At 71.7% G+C, this 14,807-nt stretch carries 15 protein-coding genes and 1 tRNA gene; 8 read left to right on the top strand and 8 right to left on the bottom strand.

What is annotated here, in order from left to right; translation table 11 throughout:
• Positions 1 to 61: 61 nt before the first annotated feature.
• The 3 genes from OG965_RS19895 to OG965_RS19885 form a co-directional block, all read right to left on the bottom strand.
• On the bottom strand, positions 62 to 799 hold the full coding sequence (locus OG965_RS19895) for an NDP-sugar synthase (protein ID WP_371653436.1): 738 nt from the start codon (positions 797 to 799) through the stop codon (positions 62 to 64).
• Positions 800 to 837: 38 nt separating this feature from the next.
• Positions 838 to 1,248, bottom strand: a complete 411-nt coding sequence (locus OG965_RS19890; protein ID WP_371653435.1) for a hypothetical protein — start codon at positions 1,246 to 1,248, stop codon at positions 838 to 840.
• 220 nt (positions 1,249 to 1,468) lie between these two features.
• A complete protein-coding gene (locus tag OG965_RS19885; protein WP_371653434.1) occupies positions 1,469 to 2,605 on the bottom strand; it encodes an ABC transporter ATP-binding protein in 1,137 nt (378 codons plus the stop codon).
• Positions 2,606 to 2,812: 207 nt separating this feature from the next.
• On the opposite strand from OG965_RS19885, the gene OG965_RS19880 reads away from it, so the two are divergent.
• Positions 2,813 to 2,889: transfer RNA gene (locus OG965_RS19880), tRNA-Thr, on the top strand.
• Between the two features lie 91 nt (positions 2,890 to 2,980).
• Positions 2,981 to 5,128: a restriction endonuclease gene (locus tag OG965_RS19875; RefSeq protein ID WP_371653433.1), complete on the top strand. Its 2,148-nt coding sequence runs from the start codon at positions 2,981 to 2,983 to the stop codon at positions 5,126 to 5,128.
• Between the two features lie 30 nt (positions 5,129 to 5,158).
• On the opposite strand, the gene OG965_RS19870 is transcribed toward OG965_RS19875, so the two are convergent.
• The gene (locus OG965_RS19870; protein ID WP_371653432.1) at positions 5,159 to 5,635 is read right to left on the bottom strand and encodes an N-acetyltransferase family protein; all 477 of its coding nucleotides are present in this window, start codon (positions 5,633 to 5,635) and stop codon (positions 5,159 to 5,161) included.
• A gap of 85 nt (positions 5,636 to 5,720) precedes the next feature.
• Complete coding sequence (locus OG965_RS19865) at positions 5,721 to 6,641, bottom strand: aminoglycoside phosphotransferase family protein (protein ID WP_371653431.1); 921 nt, start codon at positions 6,639 to 6,641, stop codon at positions 5,721 to 5,723.
• On the opposite strand from OG965_RS19865, the gene OG965_RS19860 reads away from it, so the two are divergent.
• A complete protein-coding gene (locus OG965_RS19860; RefSeq protein WP_371653430.1) occupies positions 6,640 to 7,326 on the top strand; it encodes a rhomboid-like protein in 687 nt (228 codons plus the stop codon). The two genes, OG965_RS19865 and OG965_RS19860, sit on opposite strands and share 2 nt — an antisense overlap.
• Here the strand turns inward: OG965_RS19860 and OG965_RS19855 are convergent.
• Positions 7,304 to 8,041, bottom strand: coding sequence for a DsbA family protein (locus OG965_RS19855; RefSeq protein WP_371653429.1), 738 nt, complete (start codon positions 8,039 to 8,041; stop codon positions 7,304 to 7,306). The two genes, OG965_RS19860 and OG965_RS19855, sit on opposite strands and share 23 nt — an antisense overlap.
• 209 nt (positions 8,042 to 8,250) lie before the next feature.
• Here OG965_RS19855 and OG965_RS19850 point away from each other — a divergent pair, with 209 nt between their 5' ends.
• From OG965_RS19850 to OG965_RS19835, 4 genes are all read left to right on the top strand, one after another.
• The gene (locus OG965_RS19850; RefSeq protein WP_371653428.1) at positions 8,251 to 9,648 is read left to right on the top strand and encodes an NAD(P)/FAD-dependent oxidoreductase; all 1,398 of its coding nucleotides are present in this window, start codon (positions 8,251 to 8,253) and stop codon (positions 9,646 to 9,648) included.
• Between the two features lie 456 nt (positions 9,649 to 10,104).
• Complete coding sequence (locus OG965_RS19845) at positions 10,105 to 10,359, top strand: hypothetical protein (protein WP_371653427.1); 255 nt, start codon at positions 10,105 to 10,107, stop codon at positions 10,357 to 10,359.
• Entirely contained in the window at positions 10,331 to 10,846 is a 516-nt protein-coding gene (locus tag OG965_RS19840; RefSeq protein WP_371653426.1) for a DUF6879 family protein, read from the top strand. The genes OG965_RS19845 and OG965_RS19840 overlap by 29 nt, the downstream gene beginning before the upstream one ends.
• Before the next feature lie 13 nt (positions 10,847 to 10,859).
• Positions 10,860 to 11,708 (top strand): helix-turn-helix domain-containing protein, encoded by an 849-nt coding sequence (locus OG965_RS19835; RefSeq protein WP_371653425.1) that lies wholly within the window; start codon positions 10,860 to 10,862, stop codon positions 11,706 to 11,708.
• Between the two features lie 20 nt (positions 11,709 to 11,728).
• Here the strand turns inward: OG965_RS19835 and OG965_RS19830 are convergent, their stop codons facing one another.
• Both OG965_RS19830 and OG965_RS19825 read right to left on the bottom strand, forming a co-directional pair.
• A complete protein-coding gene (locus OG965_RS19830; RefSeq protein WP_371653424.1) occupies positions 11,729 to 12,736 on the bottom strand; it encodes a zinc-binding dehydrogenase in 1,008 nt (335 codons plus the stop codon).
• Positions 12,737 to 12,820: 84 nt separating this feature from the next.
• Positions 12,821 to 13,978, bottom strand: a complete 1,158-nt coding sequence (locus OG965_RS19825; protein ID WP_371653423.1) for an FAD-dependent oxidoreductase — start codon at positions 13,976 to 13,978, stop codon at positions 12,821 to 12,823.
• Positions 13,979 to 14,089: 111 nt separating this feature from the next.
• On the opposite strand from OG965_RS19825, the gene OG965_RS19820 reads away from it, so the two are divergent.
• Complete coding sequence (locus tag OG965_RS19820) at positions 14,090 to 14,758, top strand: pentapeptide repeat-containing protein (protein WP_371653422.1); 669 nt, start codon at positions 14,090 to 14,092, stop codon at positions 14,756 to 14,758.
• Positions 14,759 to 14,807 lie beyond the last annotated feature (49 nt).

Below are 14,807 nucleotides of genomic sequence, written 5' to 3'. Positions count from 1 at the left end.
GGCGCGGGGAACTGCGCGACCAGCCCCCACCGAACCCGCAGACGAACAGGGGGTCCGGTGGCTAGCCCCCGTGGCCGCCCGTCGCCAGTTCCTTCGCCGCCTCCGTCAGGTCCTTCGCCGTGTCGATCGCGCGCCAGTACGCCCCGTGCGGCAGCGGATAGCCGGCCAGGCGGCGTTCGCGGGCGAGGCGCGGGAACGTGGTGCGCTCGTGGTCGCCCCGGTCGGGGAGGAGGGCGGTGAACGCCGAGGAGAAGACGTACACGCCCGCGTTGATCAGGTACGGCGACGGCGGGGACTCGATGAAGTCCGTGATGTGGCCGAAGGCGTCCGTCTCGACGGCGCCCCACGGGATCCGCGGACGCGCCAGCGCCAGCGTGGCCGTGGCGTCGCGCTCGCCGTGGAAGGACGCCATCTCGCGCAGGGAGAAGCGCGTCCAGATGTCGCCGTTCGTGGCGTACCACGGCTGATCGGGGTGCGGCAGGTGCGCGGCCGCGTACTTGAGGCCGCCGCCCCGCCCCAGCGGCTCGTTCTCGACGACCGTCGTGACGCGCAGCGGCAGATCCGCCGAGTCCAGCCACTCCTGGAGCACACCCGCGAGATGGCCGCAGGAGATCACGGCGTCGGTGACGCCCTCCGCGGCCAGCCAGGCGAGCTGATGGCCGATGATCGGGGTCCCGGTGCCCGGGATCTCGACCATCGGCTTGGGGCGGTCGTCGGTGTACGGACGCAGTCGTGAGCCCTGGCCGCCCGCCAGGACCACGGCCTGCGTCGGGAAGGTCGAAGTCGTGCTCGCAGTCATGCGGTGAACGATATGCGCTACCGCGGAGCCGGGGTCGCTCAGGACTCCTGGGCGACGCCCGACGCGAACGACGTGTCGCAGACGGGGCGCGAGTACGACTGGGCCTTCACGGGGCCGTACTGCTCCACGGCGGCCCGTCCGAGCGCCCGCGCGATCGACATGCAGTGCTGGGCGAGCGAGGGACGCCTCTCCACCTCGCGCTGGAGGTGGGTGAGGGCGGTTCCGGGGTCCTTCTCCTGGAGTTCGACGAGGAGCGCGTCGCGCAGGAGGTCCTGTGGGGTGCGCGGCTTCGCGCGTACGGAGACGTCCTCGGAGGAGGCGGTCAGCAGCTGCGAGTCGCTGGTCCCGGCCCAGTTGACCCGGGTGACCGCGAGCGTCCCGGAGAGGACGAGGACGACGGGCAGGACGAGAGCTAGGGTGCGGCCGATTCGGCGGGCTGTGTGCGTCACGGAGGCGAGCGTAGCGGGGGGTAATGATTTGGCGACATTTAGTCACCCGGTCGGGGGATGGTTCGAGGCGGCGTTTCGAATCCCGTGTTGACGAACACAGTTCGAAATGGGCGGTCTGCCGGGGTATTTGTCGACAGCTGAAACCCCTGGGCCAGGCCGTACGTACAAAGCCCCGCACCCCGGTAGGTGGGTGCGGGGCCGGCTGACGTGCCGCCGTACGTCAGTCGCTGAGGCGCTCGCCCGTCGAGGTCGAGAAGACGTGCGTCTCGCCGGGGCGCGGGACCACGTGGAGCTGGCTGCCCTTCTCGGGGACCGAGCGGCCGTTCACGCGGACCACGAGGTCCTTCTGCTCGCCGCCGACCTCGGCCGTGCCGTACACGTAGCCGTCGGCGCCGAGCTCCTCCACCACGTTCACGGTGACCGCGAGGCCCGCGGGCTCCGCGTCGGAGTCCTTCGAGAGGGTCTTGGCGACGCCGCCGTTGTGCTCGACGATGTCGAAGTGCTCGGGGCGCACGCCGACCGTCACCGTGCGGTCGCCCTTGTCGGCGGCCGCGGACAGCGCCTCACGGCTCACCGGGACCACGCTGTTGCCGAACTTCACGCCGCCGTCGGTGATCGGGACCTCGACGAGGTTCATGGCGGGGGAGCCGATGAAGCCCGCGACGAAGAGGTTGGCCGGGCGGTCGTACATGTTGCGCGGCGAGTCGACCTGCTGGAGGAGGCCGTCCTTGAGGACCGCGACCCGGTCGCCCATGGTCATGGCCTCGACCTGGTCGTGGGTGACGTACACCGTGGTGATGCCGAGGCGGCGCTGGAGCGAGGCGATCTGCGTACGGGTCGAGACGCGGAGCTTGGCGTCGAGGTTCGACAGCGGCTCGTCCATCAGGAAGACCTGCGGCTCGCGGACGATCGCGCGGCCCATCGCCACGCGCTGGCGCTGACCGCCGGAGAGCGCCTTCGGCTTGCGGTCGAGGTACTCGGTGAGGTCGAGGATCTTCGCGGCCTCTTCGACCTTCTTGCGGATCTCCGCCTTGTTCACGCCCGCGATCTTCAGGGCGAAGCCCATGTTGTCCGCGACGGACATGTGCGGGTACAGCGCGTAGTTCTGGAACACCATCGCGATGTCCCGGTCCTTCGGCGGGAGGTGGGTGACGTCGCGGTCACCGATGCGGATGGCTCCGCCGTTGACGTCCTCCAGGCCCGCGAGCATCCGCAGGGAGGTGGACTTTCCGCAGCCCGAGGGGCCGACGAGGACGAGGAACTCGCCGTCCTCGATCTCGATCTCAAGCCCGTCGACCGCGGGCTTGGTGGAGCCCGGGTAGATCCGGGTCGCCTTGTCGAACGTGACAGTGGCCATGGGAGACCTGTCCCTTCACCGGCAGGAACGTGCCGGACGATCCGAGTAGAGGGAGAAGTGGTGTAGTCCACCTGGGTGGGCTGCCGGAGACGCTACCCGGCGATGTCCGATCTGTCAGCAGGTGGGAGAGGGGAACTTCGTGGAGCTCCCGATCGTGCTCTGTGTAGAGTGAGGGAGCCCTCGCGTGGGGGTGCGATCGCACACGCTGCCGCCTTAGCTCAGTTGGCTAGAGCGCTTGACTTGTAATCTTGAGGTCGTCGGTTCGATTCCGACAGGCGGCTCCACCGAAACACCGCGTAACACCGTGTCCCGGACCTTCCTGGTCCGGGACAATTGTGTTTCAAGGGGTGTGCGGGAAAGGGGTCGGGGAGCCGTATGAGTCGTCGTTCCAGCGGGCTGGTCGGGGTGTGGGCGGAGGCGCAGCGGCAGCAGCAGCGCCAGCAGGAGGCCCAGCACCGGGCGTCGGTCCAGCAGCAGCGGCAGCGGGAGCGCCAGCAGCGGGAGTACGAACGGGATGCCGCGCGGGTCCACCGCGAGCAGCGGGCGGCCTATCGGCAGAGCCGGGAGGCGGATGCCCGCGGGCGCTCGCAGGAGCTGGACGCGCGCGTGGAGGTGCTGACGGGGCTGCTGGCGGCGGGGTGCGCCGAGCCGCCGTTCCGTACGGCGGGTCTGCTGCGCGAGGAGAGCGTCGAGCCGTTCGCGCCCGGGGCGCTGGCGCAGCCGGTGCCTATGCCGGACCCGGCGCGCTACCAGGCCCAGGGCGGCTGGACCGCGGGCCGCCGCGCCCAGCAGGAGGCACAGGCCGCCTACCAGCGGGACTGGGACGCGGCGCAGCTGGCGGAGAACGAACGGCGCCGCCAACTCGCCGACTACCGGGCGCGGTACGAGTCGTGGGCGCGGGGGCAGCTCGCCGAGGTCCGGGGCCACAACGCGGGCGTGGCCGACCTGGTGAGCGGATTGCGGGCGGGCGAGCCCGACGCGGTCGTCGCGTACTTCTCGGCGGCCCTGTACGCGGCATCGGCGTGGCCGGAGGGCTTCCCCCGTCAGGTGTCGTGCGCGTACGACCGGGGTGCCCGGCAGCTGGTGCTCGACTGGGAGCTGCCCGCCCTCGACGTGGTCCCGGCCGCCAAGTCCGTGCGGTACGTGGCCAGTACGGACGAGGAGCGCGAGTCCGCCCGCCCGGTGTCCCAGCGGCGCGCGCTGTACCGGGACGCGCTGGCGCAGAGTGTGCTGCTGGTGGTGCGGGACCTGTTCGCGGCGGACGAGTTCGGCGTACTGGAGTCGGTGGCGCTCAACGGCTTCGTGGACGACGTCGACCCGGCGACGGGCCGCCGGGCGGAGATCTTCCTGGCGACGGTGATGGTGGACCGGCCGGCGTTCCAGGGCCTGAACCTGACGCAGGTGAGTGCGGTGGACTGCCTGGTGGAGGCGGTGCGCGGTCAGCTGTCGGCCCGCCCCGACCAGCGGACGGCGGTACGCCCGGTGCGCCGCCCGGAGGACGTGGGCTCGGGCGTCCTCTCGCACGGCGCGGACTCCTCGCACTCCACCGAACCGGACCTGTTCATGATGGACCCGATCGAATTCGAGTCCCTGGTGGCGGAGTTGTTCCGGGCGCGCGGGATGGGGGCGGTGACCACGCAGCGCTCCAACGACGGCGGGGTGGACGTGGAGGCGGTGGACCCCGACCCGATCAGCGGCGGCCGGATCATCGTCCAGGTCAAGCGCTACCGCAACACGGTCCCGCCGACGGCCGTCCGCGACCTGTATGGAACGGTCCAGGGCGCCGGGGCCAACAAGGGCGTCCTGGTGACGACATCGGGCTTCGGGCCCGGCTCGTACGCCTTCGCCCAGGGCAAGCCGCTGACGCTGGTGTCCGGGGCGGAGTTGGTGGACCTGCTGCACGAGTGCGGGCTGCGGGGCCGGCTGGGGGAGCGCCCGGTGCCGGCCCAGCGGGGCCCCTCGGACACGGTCCCGGACATGGTTCCGGACACGCTGGTGGACGTACCGGTGGCGGACGAGTCCGCCGACGCCGCCGACGCCGACTTCAACGTCCTGGGCATGACGTGGACCGGGTCCGTCGCCCTGGACGTGTGCGCGCTGGTCTGCGCCGGGAGTCGGGTGCTCGACGACGACCACTTCGTCTTCTTCAACAACCGCGAGATTCCCGGGGGTTCGGTGCGGATGGTGCCCGGGGCGCTCGGCGACCGGGCGGCGGTCCGGGTGGAGTTCGACGCCCTGCCGCCCCGGGCGGACCGCCTGGTCCTGGTCGCCTCGGTCGACCCCGAGGCCAACCCGGACGCGGACCTGGCCGGCTTCACGGACGCGGGCATCCGCCTGCGCGACGCGGCGGGCACGGAACTGGACCGCCTGGAGGTCTCGGACGGCCGCACCGGCGAAACGGCCCTGGTCCTGGGCTCGTTCCGACGCCGGTCGGGCGACGACTGGGACTTCGTGGTGGGCGGACGGGGGTACCGGGGCGGCCTGGAGGAGCTGATCGGGGACTTCGGGATCGAGGTGGAGTAGGGCTCCCTCCGGGGCCCTGCCCGGCCGCGGCTACTCCACCCGCCCCAACTCCCCCAACGCCCCATCCGTCAGCCGATAAACCGTCCACTCGTCCTGCGGCCGCGCCCCCAGCGACTCGTAGAAGGCGATGGACGGGGCGTTCCAGTTCAGGACGGACCACTCCAGGCGGCCGTAGCCGCGGGCCACGCAGATGCGGGCCAGTTCGGTCAGGAGGGCCTTGCCGTGGCCGCCGCCGCGCTGCTCGGGGCGTACGTACAGGTCCTCCAGGTAGATGCCGTGCACCCCGCGCCAGGTCGAGAAGTTGAGGAACCAGAGCGCGAAGCCCGCGGGCTCGCCGGTGTCGGTCTCGGCGATGTGCGCGTACGCCGCGGGGTGTTCGCCGAACAGCGCCTCGTGCAGCTGCTCCTGCGTCGCCCGCGCCTCGTCCGGGCACTTCTCGTACTCGGCCAGTTCGCGGACCATGGCGTGGATGACGGGGACGTCTTCGGGCGTTGCGGTACGAATCATGGCCGCAGGGTAGCCCGGGGGCGGTGGAGCGGTCGCGGGCATTCCGCTCCCCGGGATGCCCCCGGGACGGCCCGCCAGGAGCGCCTCACCAGCCCCGTACCCGCCTCCCCACCTCCACCTGTTCCGCCTCCAGCACGCGGCCGCCGTCCTCGATCTCCCAGAGGCAGTTCTGCAGCACCCGGCCCAGCGTCCACGCGCGCGCCCGGGCGCGGTCCAGGCCCAGTACCTCCGTCATCGCGTCGAAGCGCCACCGCAGCTGCGTCGCGTCGAAGCGGTTGACCAGCGCGGGCAGCAGCTCGAAGCCCGGGTCGCCCGCCAGCGGTTTGGGGTCGATGGCGAGCCACGGCTCGCGGTCGGCGGCGAGCACGTTCTCGTAGTGGAGGTCCCAGTGCAGCAGCCGGTCGCCCGGCTCGGCGGCCACCTCGCGGACGGCCGCCGCGCAGTCCTCCAGGAGCCGCCGGTCGGCCGGGTCGCGGAGTTCGCGTACCGCCCGGGGTGTCTCCTCCAGCATCCCGGCGGCGATATCGGCCAGCCGGCGCATCTCCGGCGGGGCCGGTACGGACGTGAGCCGGGACAGGAGGTCCGCGATCACCAGGACCGCCGACCGGGAGGGCATGGTCGTCAACTCGCGGGAGGAGTCCAGGCGTTCCAGCAGCATCGTGCCCGTCGCCGCGTCGTGGCGCAGCAGGCGTGCCGCGCCCGAACCGTCCCACACCCGCAGCGCCACCGGCTCGCCCGCGTTCTCCTCGTCGAGGAGTTGGAGTTTGAGGACCGCCGGGGTGCCGTCGTCCGCCGTCACCGGCAGCACCAGCGCGCACATCCCGTACATCGCGGGCCCGGCATCCGGCCGCAGCCCCCAGCGATCCAGGAACTCCTCCGCCCGGCCGGGCAGCGCGGCCGCGAAGGCGCGGCCCGCCTCGCCGTTGAACTCCGTCTGCGTCGCGATCAGCTCGTCCGGGATGTCGATCACCCGCCCGACCCTACCCGCGTGCGTGAATCGGTCCATGAGCCGATTCCTTCGGACGCGCCCCCGGCAAGCGGCACGTGCCGTGCGGCGTTACGTCCGCAGCGCCCCCGGCACGTACCTCTGGCTGGCGGTCCTGTTCGTCACCACCATCGCCCTGCACCACATGTCGCCGGAGTTCGAGGAGGACTTCCTGCGGCAGCGCTCCACCAACATCCACGAGCTGTCGACCAACCCCGTCCGGGTCCTGATCACCAGCGCCCTGTGGATCGACGGCGGCCACTGGCTCCCGTACGCCGTCCTCTACTCCGTCTTCCACGCGCAGGCCGAGCGCTGGCTCGGCACCCGCCGCTGGCTCGCGGTCGTCGTCCTCGCGCACGTGCTCGCCACCTACTTCAGCGAGGGCGCGCTGCTGTGGGCGGTGCACCACGGCGTCGCCCCGCATTCGGCCGTCAACACCCTTGATGTGGGCGTCAGTTACGCCCTGGCGGGGGTCGTCGGTGTGCTGACCTATCGGATCGCGGCTCCCTGGCGATACGCGTACGCCGCCTGTGTCCTCGTCCTGTACGGGACCCCGCTCCTGACCGGCCGCACCTTCACGGACCTGGGCCACTTCACGTCCGTACTCGTCGGGCTCGCCTGCTACCCGCTCGTACGGGGGCGGGGCGCGCCCTGGAATCCGGTGACGGAGGCGGCGACGGCCGTCAGGAGATACCGGCGTCCTTGAGCACCTTCGCGAAGGCGTCCGCGTCGAGGATGGCCGAGCCGTCGCCCGGCGGGCGCTTGCCGTCGATCAGGACGGTCGGGCTGGAGTTCACGCCGGAGTCCTCGAAGGCCTTCTCGGCGGACGCCACCCAGCTCTTGTACGTGTTCTCGCGCACCGCCTTGTCGAAGGCGGCGCCGCGCAGGCCCGGCACCTTGTCCGCGATCCTGAGCAGATTGTCCGCGGTGTAGCCGTCGCTGCCCTCGTCCTCGGGCTGGCTGGCGAAGACGGCCGCGTGGTACTCGGCGAACTTGCCCGCGTCCACCGCCGCCCGCAGCGCGCCCGCCGCCCGCGCCGAACCGCCGCCGCCGAGGTTGCGGTCGAGGAAGGAGGCGAGCGTGTAGCGGATCTTGACTTTGCCCTGCGCGGCGAGCTCCGCGAGCGGCACCGCGCCGGACGCCTCGAACTTGGCGCAGTACGGGCAGCGCGGGTCCTCGTACACGGTCACGGTGTGCACGGCCGACGGGCTGCCCACGACGATTTCCGCACCCTCCGCCTTCGCCGGGAGCTTGGCGAGCGTCGCCGCGTGCGGTGCGGCCTTCACGTCCAGCTCCGCCGGGGCGGACGAGCTCGAACCGGACCCCGAGGAACACGCGGCGACCGAGACGCCGAGCGCCCCGGCGAGGGCGAGCGCCACCGCCGCGCGACGGACCTTGCGTGCGGACGTACGTCCCGTCATACGAGCCAGCTCTCCCATGATGTCGATTTCGATGCCGTACCAAACCTGTTCATATTGAAGCTAATTGCCCCACCGGGCGGCCCGACCCGCCGAAGGTCCCGATCGGCAGGGCCGAAGGTCCCGCGCGACCCCGCTCCCCGCCTTCGGATTCCGTACCTGCGGATTCCGCATCTGGACAGGTCTCATCCGGCGGTGTACCAACAAGCCCCATGAGCACGCGCACGATCAACGGCGGTATCTCCTTCTGGTACGCGCAGGACGGCATCCCCGCCCCCCGCGAGCCCCTGACCGGCGACGCGACGGCGGACGTCGTCATCGTGGGCGGCGGCTACACGGGGCTGTGGACGGCGTACTACCTCAAGAAGGCCGTCCCCTTCCTCAACATCACCGTCCTGGAGGCCCGCTTCTGCGGCTACGGCGCCTCCGGCCGCAACGGCGGCTGGCTCTACAACGGCATAGCGGGCCGCGACCGGTACACGAAGCTGCACGGCCACGAGGCCGCCGTACGCCTCCAGCGGGCCATGAACGACACCGTCGACGAGGTGGTGCGGGCCGCCACCGAGGAGTCGATCGACGCGGACGTCCACCAGGGCGGTGTGCTCGAAGTGGCCTACACCCCGGCCCAGTTGGGGCGGTTGAAAGCCTTCCATGCCACCGAGCTCGAATTCGGCGAGAAGGACCGGCTGCTGCTCGGGGCCCGCGAGACAGCCGAGCGCATCCGGGTCGCCGGGGCCGTCGGCTCCGCCTGGACCCCGCACGGCGCCCGCATCCACCCCGTCAAGCTGGTCAAGGGCCTGGCGGCGGCCGTCGAGGCGCTGGGCGTGACCGTCCACGAGTCGACCCCGGTGACGGAGATCCGTCCCAAGCACGCGGTCACTCCGTACGGCACGGTCCGCGCCCCGTACGTCCTGCGCTGCACCGAGGGGTTCACCGCGTCCCTGAAGGGCCGGCGCCGCGCCTGGCTGCCGATGAACTCGTCCATGATCGCCACCGAGCCGCTGCCGGCTGATCTGTGGGAGACGATCGGCTGGGAGGGCCGCGAGACGCTGGGCGACATGGCGCACGCGTACATGTACGCGCAGCGCACCGCCGACGGCCGGATCGCGCTCGGCGGACGCGGCGTGCCGTACCGCTTCGGCTCCCGCACCGACAACGACGGCCGTACGCAGCCGGAGACGATCGAGGCCCTGCGCGAGATCCTGATCCGCTTCTTCCCCCAGCTCGCCGGGGTCGCGGTCACGCACGCCTGGTCGGGGGTGCTCGGGGTGCCGCGCGACTGGTGCGCCACCGTCACCCTGGACCGCTCGACGGGGCTCGGCTGGGCGGGCGGCTACGTCGGCTCGGGCGTGGCCACCGCCAACCTCGCCGCCCGCACCCTGCGCGACCTGGTCCAACAGGACTCCGGCCAGTCCGGCCCCACCGACCTGACCACCCTCCCCTGGGTCAACCACAAGGTCCGCCGCTGGGAGCCGGAACCTTTCCGCTGGCTGGGCGTACAGGGGATGTACGCGGCGTACCGCGAGGCGGACCGCCGCGAACTGTCCACCCACTCGGCGACGACCCATCGGATCGCGGTGGTGGCGGACCGGGTGTCGGGGCGGCACTGAGGGGGAGCCCGCCCCAGGCGGGGGCTGAGCCCCCGCGCCCCGGCTCAGGGGTGGTTGCCCTCACGGATCGGCCGGGCTGACGGTCTGGTTCTCGCCCAGGTCATACCCGTTCGCTTCGTCCTTGCCCATGAGGGGCCCTCCTTTGCCGACTACTTGGGGTGGGCGGCGGGTGTCAGGTCGAGGGGGTGAGGGGGCTGGGCCACGTGTGGCATGCCGGGTTGGAGCGCCCACATCAGATCGTCACCACTGGAGTTGTGCACATGAGGAGCGAGTCCCCTTCCGCTGTTTTGCCGCTGTTGACGGATGCCGACGCTAGGAGCCGACTCCGTCGGATCTCTACGAACTTGCACTGGCTTGCACATTGATTCGTAGAGTTGATGGCGGTATTGACGCCTTCATCACCGGTCAGCGAAGCTCGTGCAAACGCGTGCCAGCGTCTACACAAGGGAGCCAGCCATGGCTGTCGAATTCGTCGGCATCGACCCCGACACGGACCGGGACCACTGCCCCACCGTGTGGGCGGACGCAGCGGCTCAAAAGATCTTGTTGCAGGGCTGGAAGCCGGATGCCGACACCCAGGCATGGTGCGAGGGAAGCAGCCCCGCGCACGGCCCGGTCCCCGCGAGTGAAGCCATCGTCAGGATTCCGGCTCGGATGATCCCGATGATCAGGGAGGCGTGTGATGCCGTCGAGCGTGCCCAGCTTCGCTGACCTGCTTCGAAAGTGCGAACGGTCCGCTGCCCACCTGGAGTTGCGGGACGCCTATGCCCCCACGGAGCGGTTTTATGCCTGGAAACGTGGTGAGCGGATCGATTGGGCGGACCGGGATTCCTGGTGGCATCCCTATGACCAGCTGATCTCGGACACGGTGGCCCGGGGCGTAGTGGTTCGCCAGGCCCGAGTCGTATCCGAGCCCGTGTCGGAGTACATCCGGTGGGAGCACTACGTCACCCATGCCAACGTCACGGCGGGCGAAGAGGTCCGCTGGCTGCCACGGCGACGCGCCACGGGCATCCCGCTGCCGGGGAACGACTTCTGGCTGTTCGACGGGCTTGCGCTCCGGGTGCACCACTTCTCGGGTGAAGGCGTGGTGGTGGAGGACGAGATCACGGAGGACCCGGACATCGTGAAGCTGTGCTCCACCACCTTCGACGCCGTCTGGGAACGAGCGGTCCCGCACCACCAATACAGAGTCTGACGAGGCCTGTTCTGTGCCCCCGCACCCCTCGTCGAGCGTTCAGGCGGCCCGCGAATCCCTCGCCGGCCGCCTGCGCGACATTCGGAGGGACGCGGAGATCAGCGGTCGGGAGCTGGCCGCCAGGTGCGGCTGGTCGGAGTCGAAGTCGTCCCGGATCGAGAATGCCAGGACCCCACCGTCCGACGCGGACCTCCGGGCGTGGTGCAGGGCCTGCGGAGCCGACGATCAAGCTCCTGACCTGATCGCGGCCAATCGGCAGTCCGCCGATGCCCATGTCCAGTGGCGACGGCTCCAGCGGACCGGTCTGCGCCAACTGCAGGAATCCACAGAGCACCTGTATCGACGGACCAAGGTGTTCCGGGTCTATGTGTCCGACGTGATTCCCGGTTTTCTCCAGACGCCCGGATACGCCACCGCCCTCTTGTCCTCCATCGTGGAATTCCGGGGGACGCGGGATGACGTGAAGGACGCGGTCGCGGCCCGTATGAGGCGGAATGCGGTGCTGACGACCGGCGCGCGCCGGTTCTCGTTCGTCCTGGAGGAGTCGGTCCTGCGCCATCGGCTGTGTACCGCCGAGGCCATGGCCGCACAACTGGGCCACGTGCTGGGGGCCATGGATCTCGCACATGTCGCCGTGGGCGTCATCCCGCTCGCCGCCCAGCGGACTCTCTGGCCCATGCCGACCTTCACCATTTTCGACGGCAACAGGGTGCACGCGGACACGCTGGAATCCGCCTCCACGCTCACGCAGCCCAGCCAGGTCGAGCTGTACGCCCGGGCGTTCGAGCGGCTTTCCCAGGAGGCCGTACGGGGTGCTGCGGCGCGCATCCTCGTGACGGATGCGCTGGCAGCCCTCGACTGAGCGGGCGCGGCCCCGCCCCCTCAAGGAACCAGCACCACCTTCCCCACAGTCCCCCGAGTCTCCAGCGCGCGATGCGCCGCGGCCGCCTCGGCCAGGGGGAAACGCTGGACCGCCGGGCGGAGGCGGCCTGTTGCCGCCTCCTCCAGGGCGCGGGTTTCCAGTGTGCGCAGGGGATCGGGGCCCTCGGCGCGGGACAGCATCACCGGGCCCAGGACGTTCTTCGACGTGATGCCGCGCTCCCGCAGGTACTCCGCCGTGAACGTCAGCGGTTCGCCGTCGTGCAGGCCCGACTCCGACCAGCCGAAGACGACGTGTTGGCCGCCGGGGGCGAGGAGGTCGACCGCGACGCGGCCGGTGGTGCCGCCGACCGAGTCGAAGACGACCGTGGCGCGGCGGTCGGCGCCGAGGAACTCCCGTACGGCGTCGGGCCAGTCGGGGCGCAGGTAGTCGACGGCCAGGTCCGCGCCGTTCTCGTGGACGCGGGCGGTCTTGGCGGGGCCGCCGGCGAGGCCGACGACCGTGCCGCCGGCGTTCTTCACGTACTGCACCAGCAGTGTGCCGATGCCGCCCGCGGCGGCCGGGACCAGGGCCACCGTGTCGGGGCCGAGGTCGGTGAACTGGAGGATGCCCATCGTCGTACGGCCGGTGCCGATCATCGCGACCGCCTCGGCCGGGTCGAGGGACGGCGGGATCTCGTGGAGGCGGGTGGCGTCCGCGACGGCCAGTTCGGCGTAACCGCCGGGGGCCATGCCCAGGTGGGTCACCACCCGCTTGCCGAGCCAGCCGGGGTCGGTGCCCTCGCCGAGCGCGTCGACCGTGCCCGCGACCTCGCGGCCGGGGATCGTGGGCAGTACGGCCGGGGCCGGGTACGGGCCCGTCAGGCCCTCCCGCAGGGCCGTGTCGAGCAGGTGCACCCCGGCCGCGGCGACGGCGATCCGCACCTGGCCGGGGCCGGGCACGGGGTCCTCGGTCTTCTCGTACGTGAGGTTCTCGGCGGGGCCGAAGGCGTGGAGGCGGATGGCGTGCATGGTGGCGGCAGCTCCTTGCGGCGTCGCGGGTACCGGGTGCGTCCCGGTCGTGCCGTCAGCCTCCGACCTCAAGTTCCCTTGAGGTCAAGCCCGGGTCAGCCGCAGGCTCCGTACCGCCAGTGACGCCGCCTCGATCCCGCTCGCGAACGCGACCTCCGACAGCACGCCCGGCGCCGCCACCTGGTCGCCCGCGAGGAACACGCCCTGGCCCCGGTCGACCGCCGGGCGGTCGCGCCAGGTGGTGCCGGGCAGGTCCACCGCCCCCGTACGCCCGGCCGCGAGCGCGTCGCGGCGCCAGGCGACCCGCTGGCGCCAGCCCGCGAACGCGGCGTCGAGCAGCCGCTCCCCGCGCGCGACGCCGTCGGCCTTCGACTCGTGCGGGGCGATCGGGAACTGCGCCTGGAGCAGCTGGTGCCCGGCCGGGGCGAGGGTGCGGCCGGCGGCGGTGAAACGTTCGATCCAGCCCGGTGTCTCCAGGTCGGAGACGACGAACGGGTCGCCACGGCGCGTACGGAGCCCCAGGTCGAGCAGGGCCGTGCGGCCGCTGGTCCAGCGCAGCGAGTCGTCGCCGAGCAGACGCCGGGCGGCGTCCAGGGAGGTGGCGACGACGACGGGCCCGTGGTCCTCGGGGAGCGCGTCCACGCGCGCGGTGGTCTCCACGTGCACCCCCAGCTCCCACGCGCGCGTGGCCATCCGGTCGACGAGCGCCCCCCACCCGCCCACCGGATAGCGGGCCTCGGGCGGCAGCGCGAGGGCGCGGTGCAGCCGCTCCTGGACGAACGCGGCGGAGAGCGAGCCCGGGTCGTGGTGGAAGAGCACGACGGCGGCGTAGTTGGCGGCGGCGCGCGCGGCCTTGGGGCCGACGACACCGGCGGCCCAGGAGGCGAAGTCACGGTCCGCCGGGGCGGTTTCCGGACTCTGCCGGGCCAGCTTGAGCAGGGCCAGAGGCGGAGTGTGGCGCAGCGAGCCGTCCCAGTGGAAGCGGAACCGGGCGGCTTCGAGCGGCTGTACGGAGACGACCTGCCCGAGCAGCCCGCGGCGTTTGAGCCAGGCCCAGTGCGGGCCGCCGTTGTAGAGCACGTGCGGACCGTCGTTGGTGAGGTACGGACCCTCGGCCGTACGCGCGCGTCCGCCCAGCGTGTGGTGCGACTCGTACAGGTTCACCTGGGCGCCGGACTCGGCGGCGGTGATGGCCGCGGTGAGCCCGGCGAGGCCGCCGCCGATGACGGTGATCCGGTCCATGCTGCTCTCCTGTCGCTGTACGGGCACTCATCGTTAGAGACGGAGTAAGGAGGGTGGAATGTGACAGGTAGGGGTGGGGCGGTTGTCAGTGGCGTGGTCCAGCATGGAGTCATGGCGAAGAGGGCGAGCGAAGTGACGACGGTGCGGCGTCCGGAGGTGCGGCTGCCCCCGCTGGCACCACACGGACCGGCGGAACTGGAACCGGAGGGCGACTACGACGGTCTGGAGTTCCGGAACCTGGACCTGTCCGGCCAGGAGGGCACCGGCGCCCGCTTCATGGACTGCGGGGTGTACGGCTGCGTGCTGGACGAGACCCGCCTGCCCGGCACCCGTTTCATCGACACGGTGCTCTCGGGCGTACGGGGCGTGGGCACGGACCTGTCGCGCGCGTCCCTGCGCGATGTGGAGATCCACGACGTACGCATGGGCGGCGTGCAGCTCCACGGCGCGGTCCTGGAGCGGGTCCTGATCCGCGGCGGCAAGATCGACTACCTCAATCTGCGCGATACGGATCTACGTGACGTGGTCTTCGAGAACGTCGTCCTGGCCGAACCGGACTTCGCGGCGGCGCGCCTGGACCGGGTGGCGTTCGCGGGCTGCGAGCTGCGGGGGGCGGACTTCACGGGCGCCCGTATGAAGGACGTGGACCTGCGGGGCGCGGCGCTCCTGGACATCGCGCGGGGCGTGGACCGCCTGGCGGGGGCGGTGATCACGCCGTCCCAGCTGGTGGACCTGGCGCCGGCGTTCGCGGCGCAGGTGGGGGTGCGGGTGGTGACGTGAGGGGGCGCCGGCCGCGACCGCCGGGGGCCGGACCCCCTTGGCCCCCTGG

This window comes from Streptomyces sp. NBC_00224 (assembly GCF_041435195.1).
Classification (GTDB): domain Bacteria; phylum Actinomycetota; class Actinomycetes; order Streptomycetales; family Streptomycetaceae; genus Streptomyces.
Note: the sequence above shows the minus strand (reverse complement) of the source record. Positions and strands in the feature narration are given on the sequence as shown.

Bases quoted from the DNA above. Each gene is read 5' to 3' on its own strand.
- OG965_RS19895 (WP_371653436.1), bottom strand. From the start codon at position 799: ATGACTGCGAGCACGACTTCGACCTTCCCGACGCAGGCCGTGGTCCTG.
- OG965_RS19885 (WP_371653434.1), bottom strand. From the start codon at position 2,605: ATGGCCACTGTCACGTTCGACAAGGCGACCCGGATCTACCCGGGCTCC.
- OG965_RS19875 (WP_371653433.1), top strand. From the start codon at position 2,981: ATGAGTCGTCGTTCCAGCGGGCTGGTCGGGGTGTGGGCGGAGGCGCAG.
- OG965_RS19870 (WP_371653432.1), bottom strand. From the start codon at position 5,635: ATGATTCGTACCGCAACGCCCGAAGACGTCCCCGTCATCCACGCCATG.
- OG965_RS19860 (WP_371653430.1), top strand. From the start codon at position 6,640: ATGAGCCGATTCCTTCGGACGCGCCCCCGGCAAGCGGCACGTGCCGTG.
- OG965_RS19865 (WP_371653431.1), bottom strand. From the start codon at position 6,641: ATGGACCGATTCACGCACGCGGGTAGGGTCGGGCGGGTGATCGACATC.
- OG965_RS19855 (WP_371653429.1), bottom strand. From the start codon at position 8,041: ATGACGGGACGTACGTCCGCACGCAAGGTCCGTCGCGCGGCGGTGGCG.
- OG965_RS19850 (WP_371653428.1), top strand. From the start codon at position 8,251: ATGAGCACGCGCACGATCAACGGCGGTATCTCCTTCTGGTACGCGCAG.
- OG965_RS19845 (WP_371653427.1), top strand. From the start codon at position 10,105: ATGGCTGTCGAATTCGTCGGCATCGACCCCGACACGGACCGGGACCAC.
- OG965_RS19840 (WP_371653426.1), top strand. From the start codon at position 10,331: ATGCCGTCGAGCGTGCCCAGCTTCGCTGACCTGCTTCGAAAGTGCGAA.
- OG965_RS19830 (WP_371653424.1), bottom strand. From the start codon at position 12,736: ATGCACGCCATCCGCCTCCACGCCTTCGGCCCCGCCGAGAACCTCACG.
- OG965_RS19825 (WP_371653423.1), bottom strand. From the start codon at position 13,978: ATGGACCGGATCACCGTCATCGGCGGCGGCCTCGCCGGGCTCACCGCG.
- OG965_RS19820 (WP_371653422.1), top strand. From the start codon at position 14,090: ATGGCGAAGAGGGCGAGCGAAGTGACGACGGTGCGGCGTCCGGAGGTG.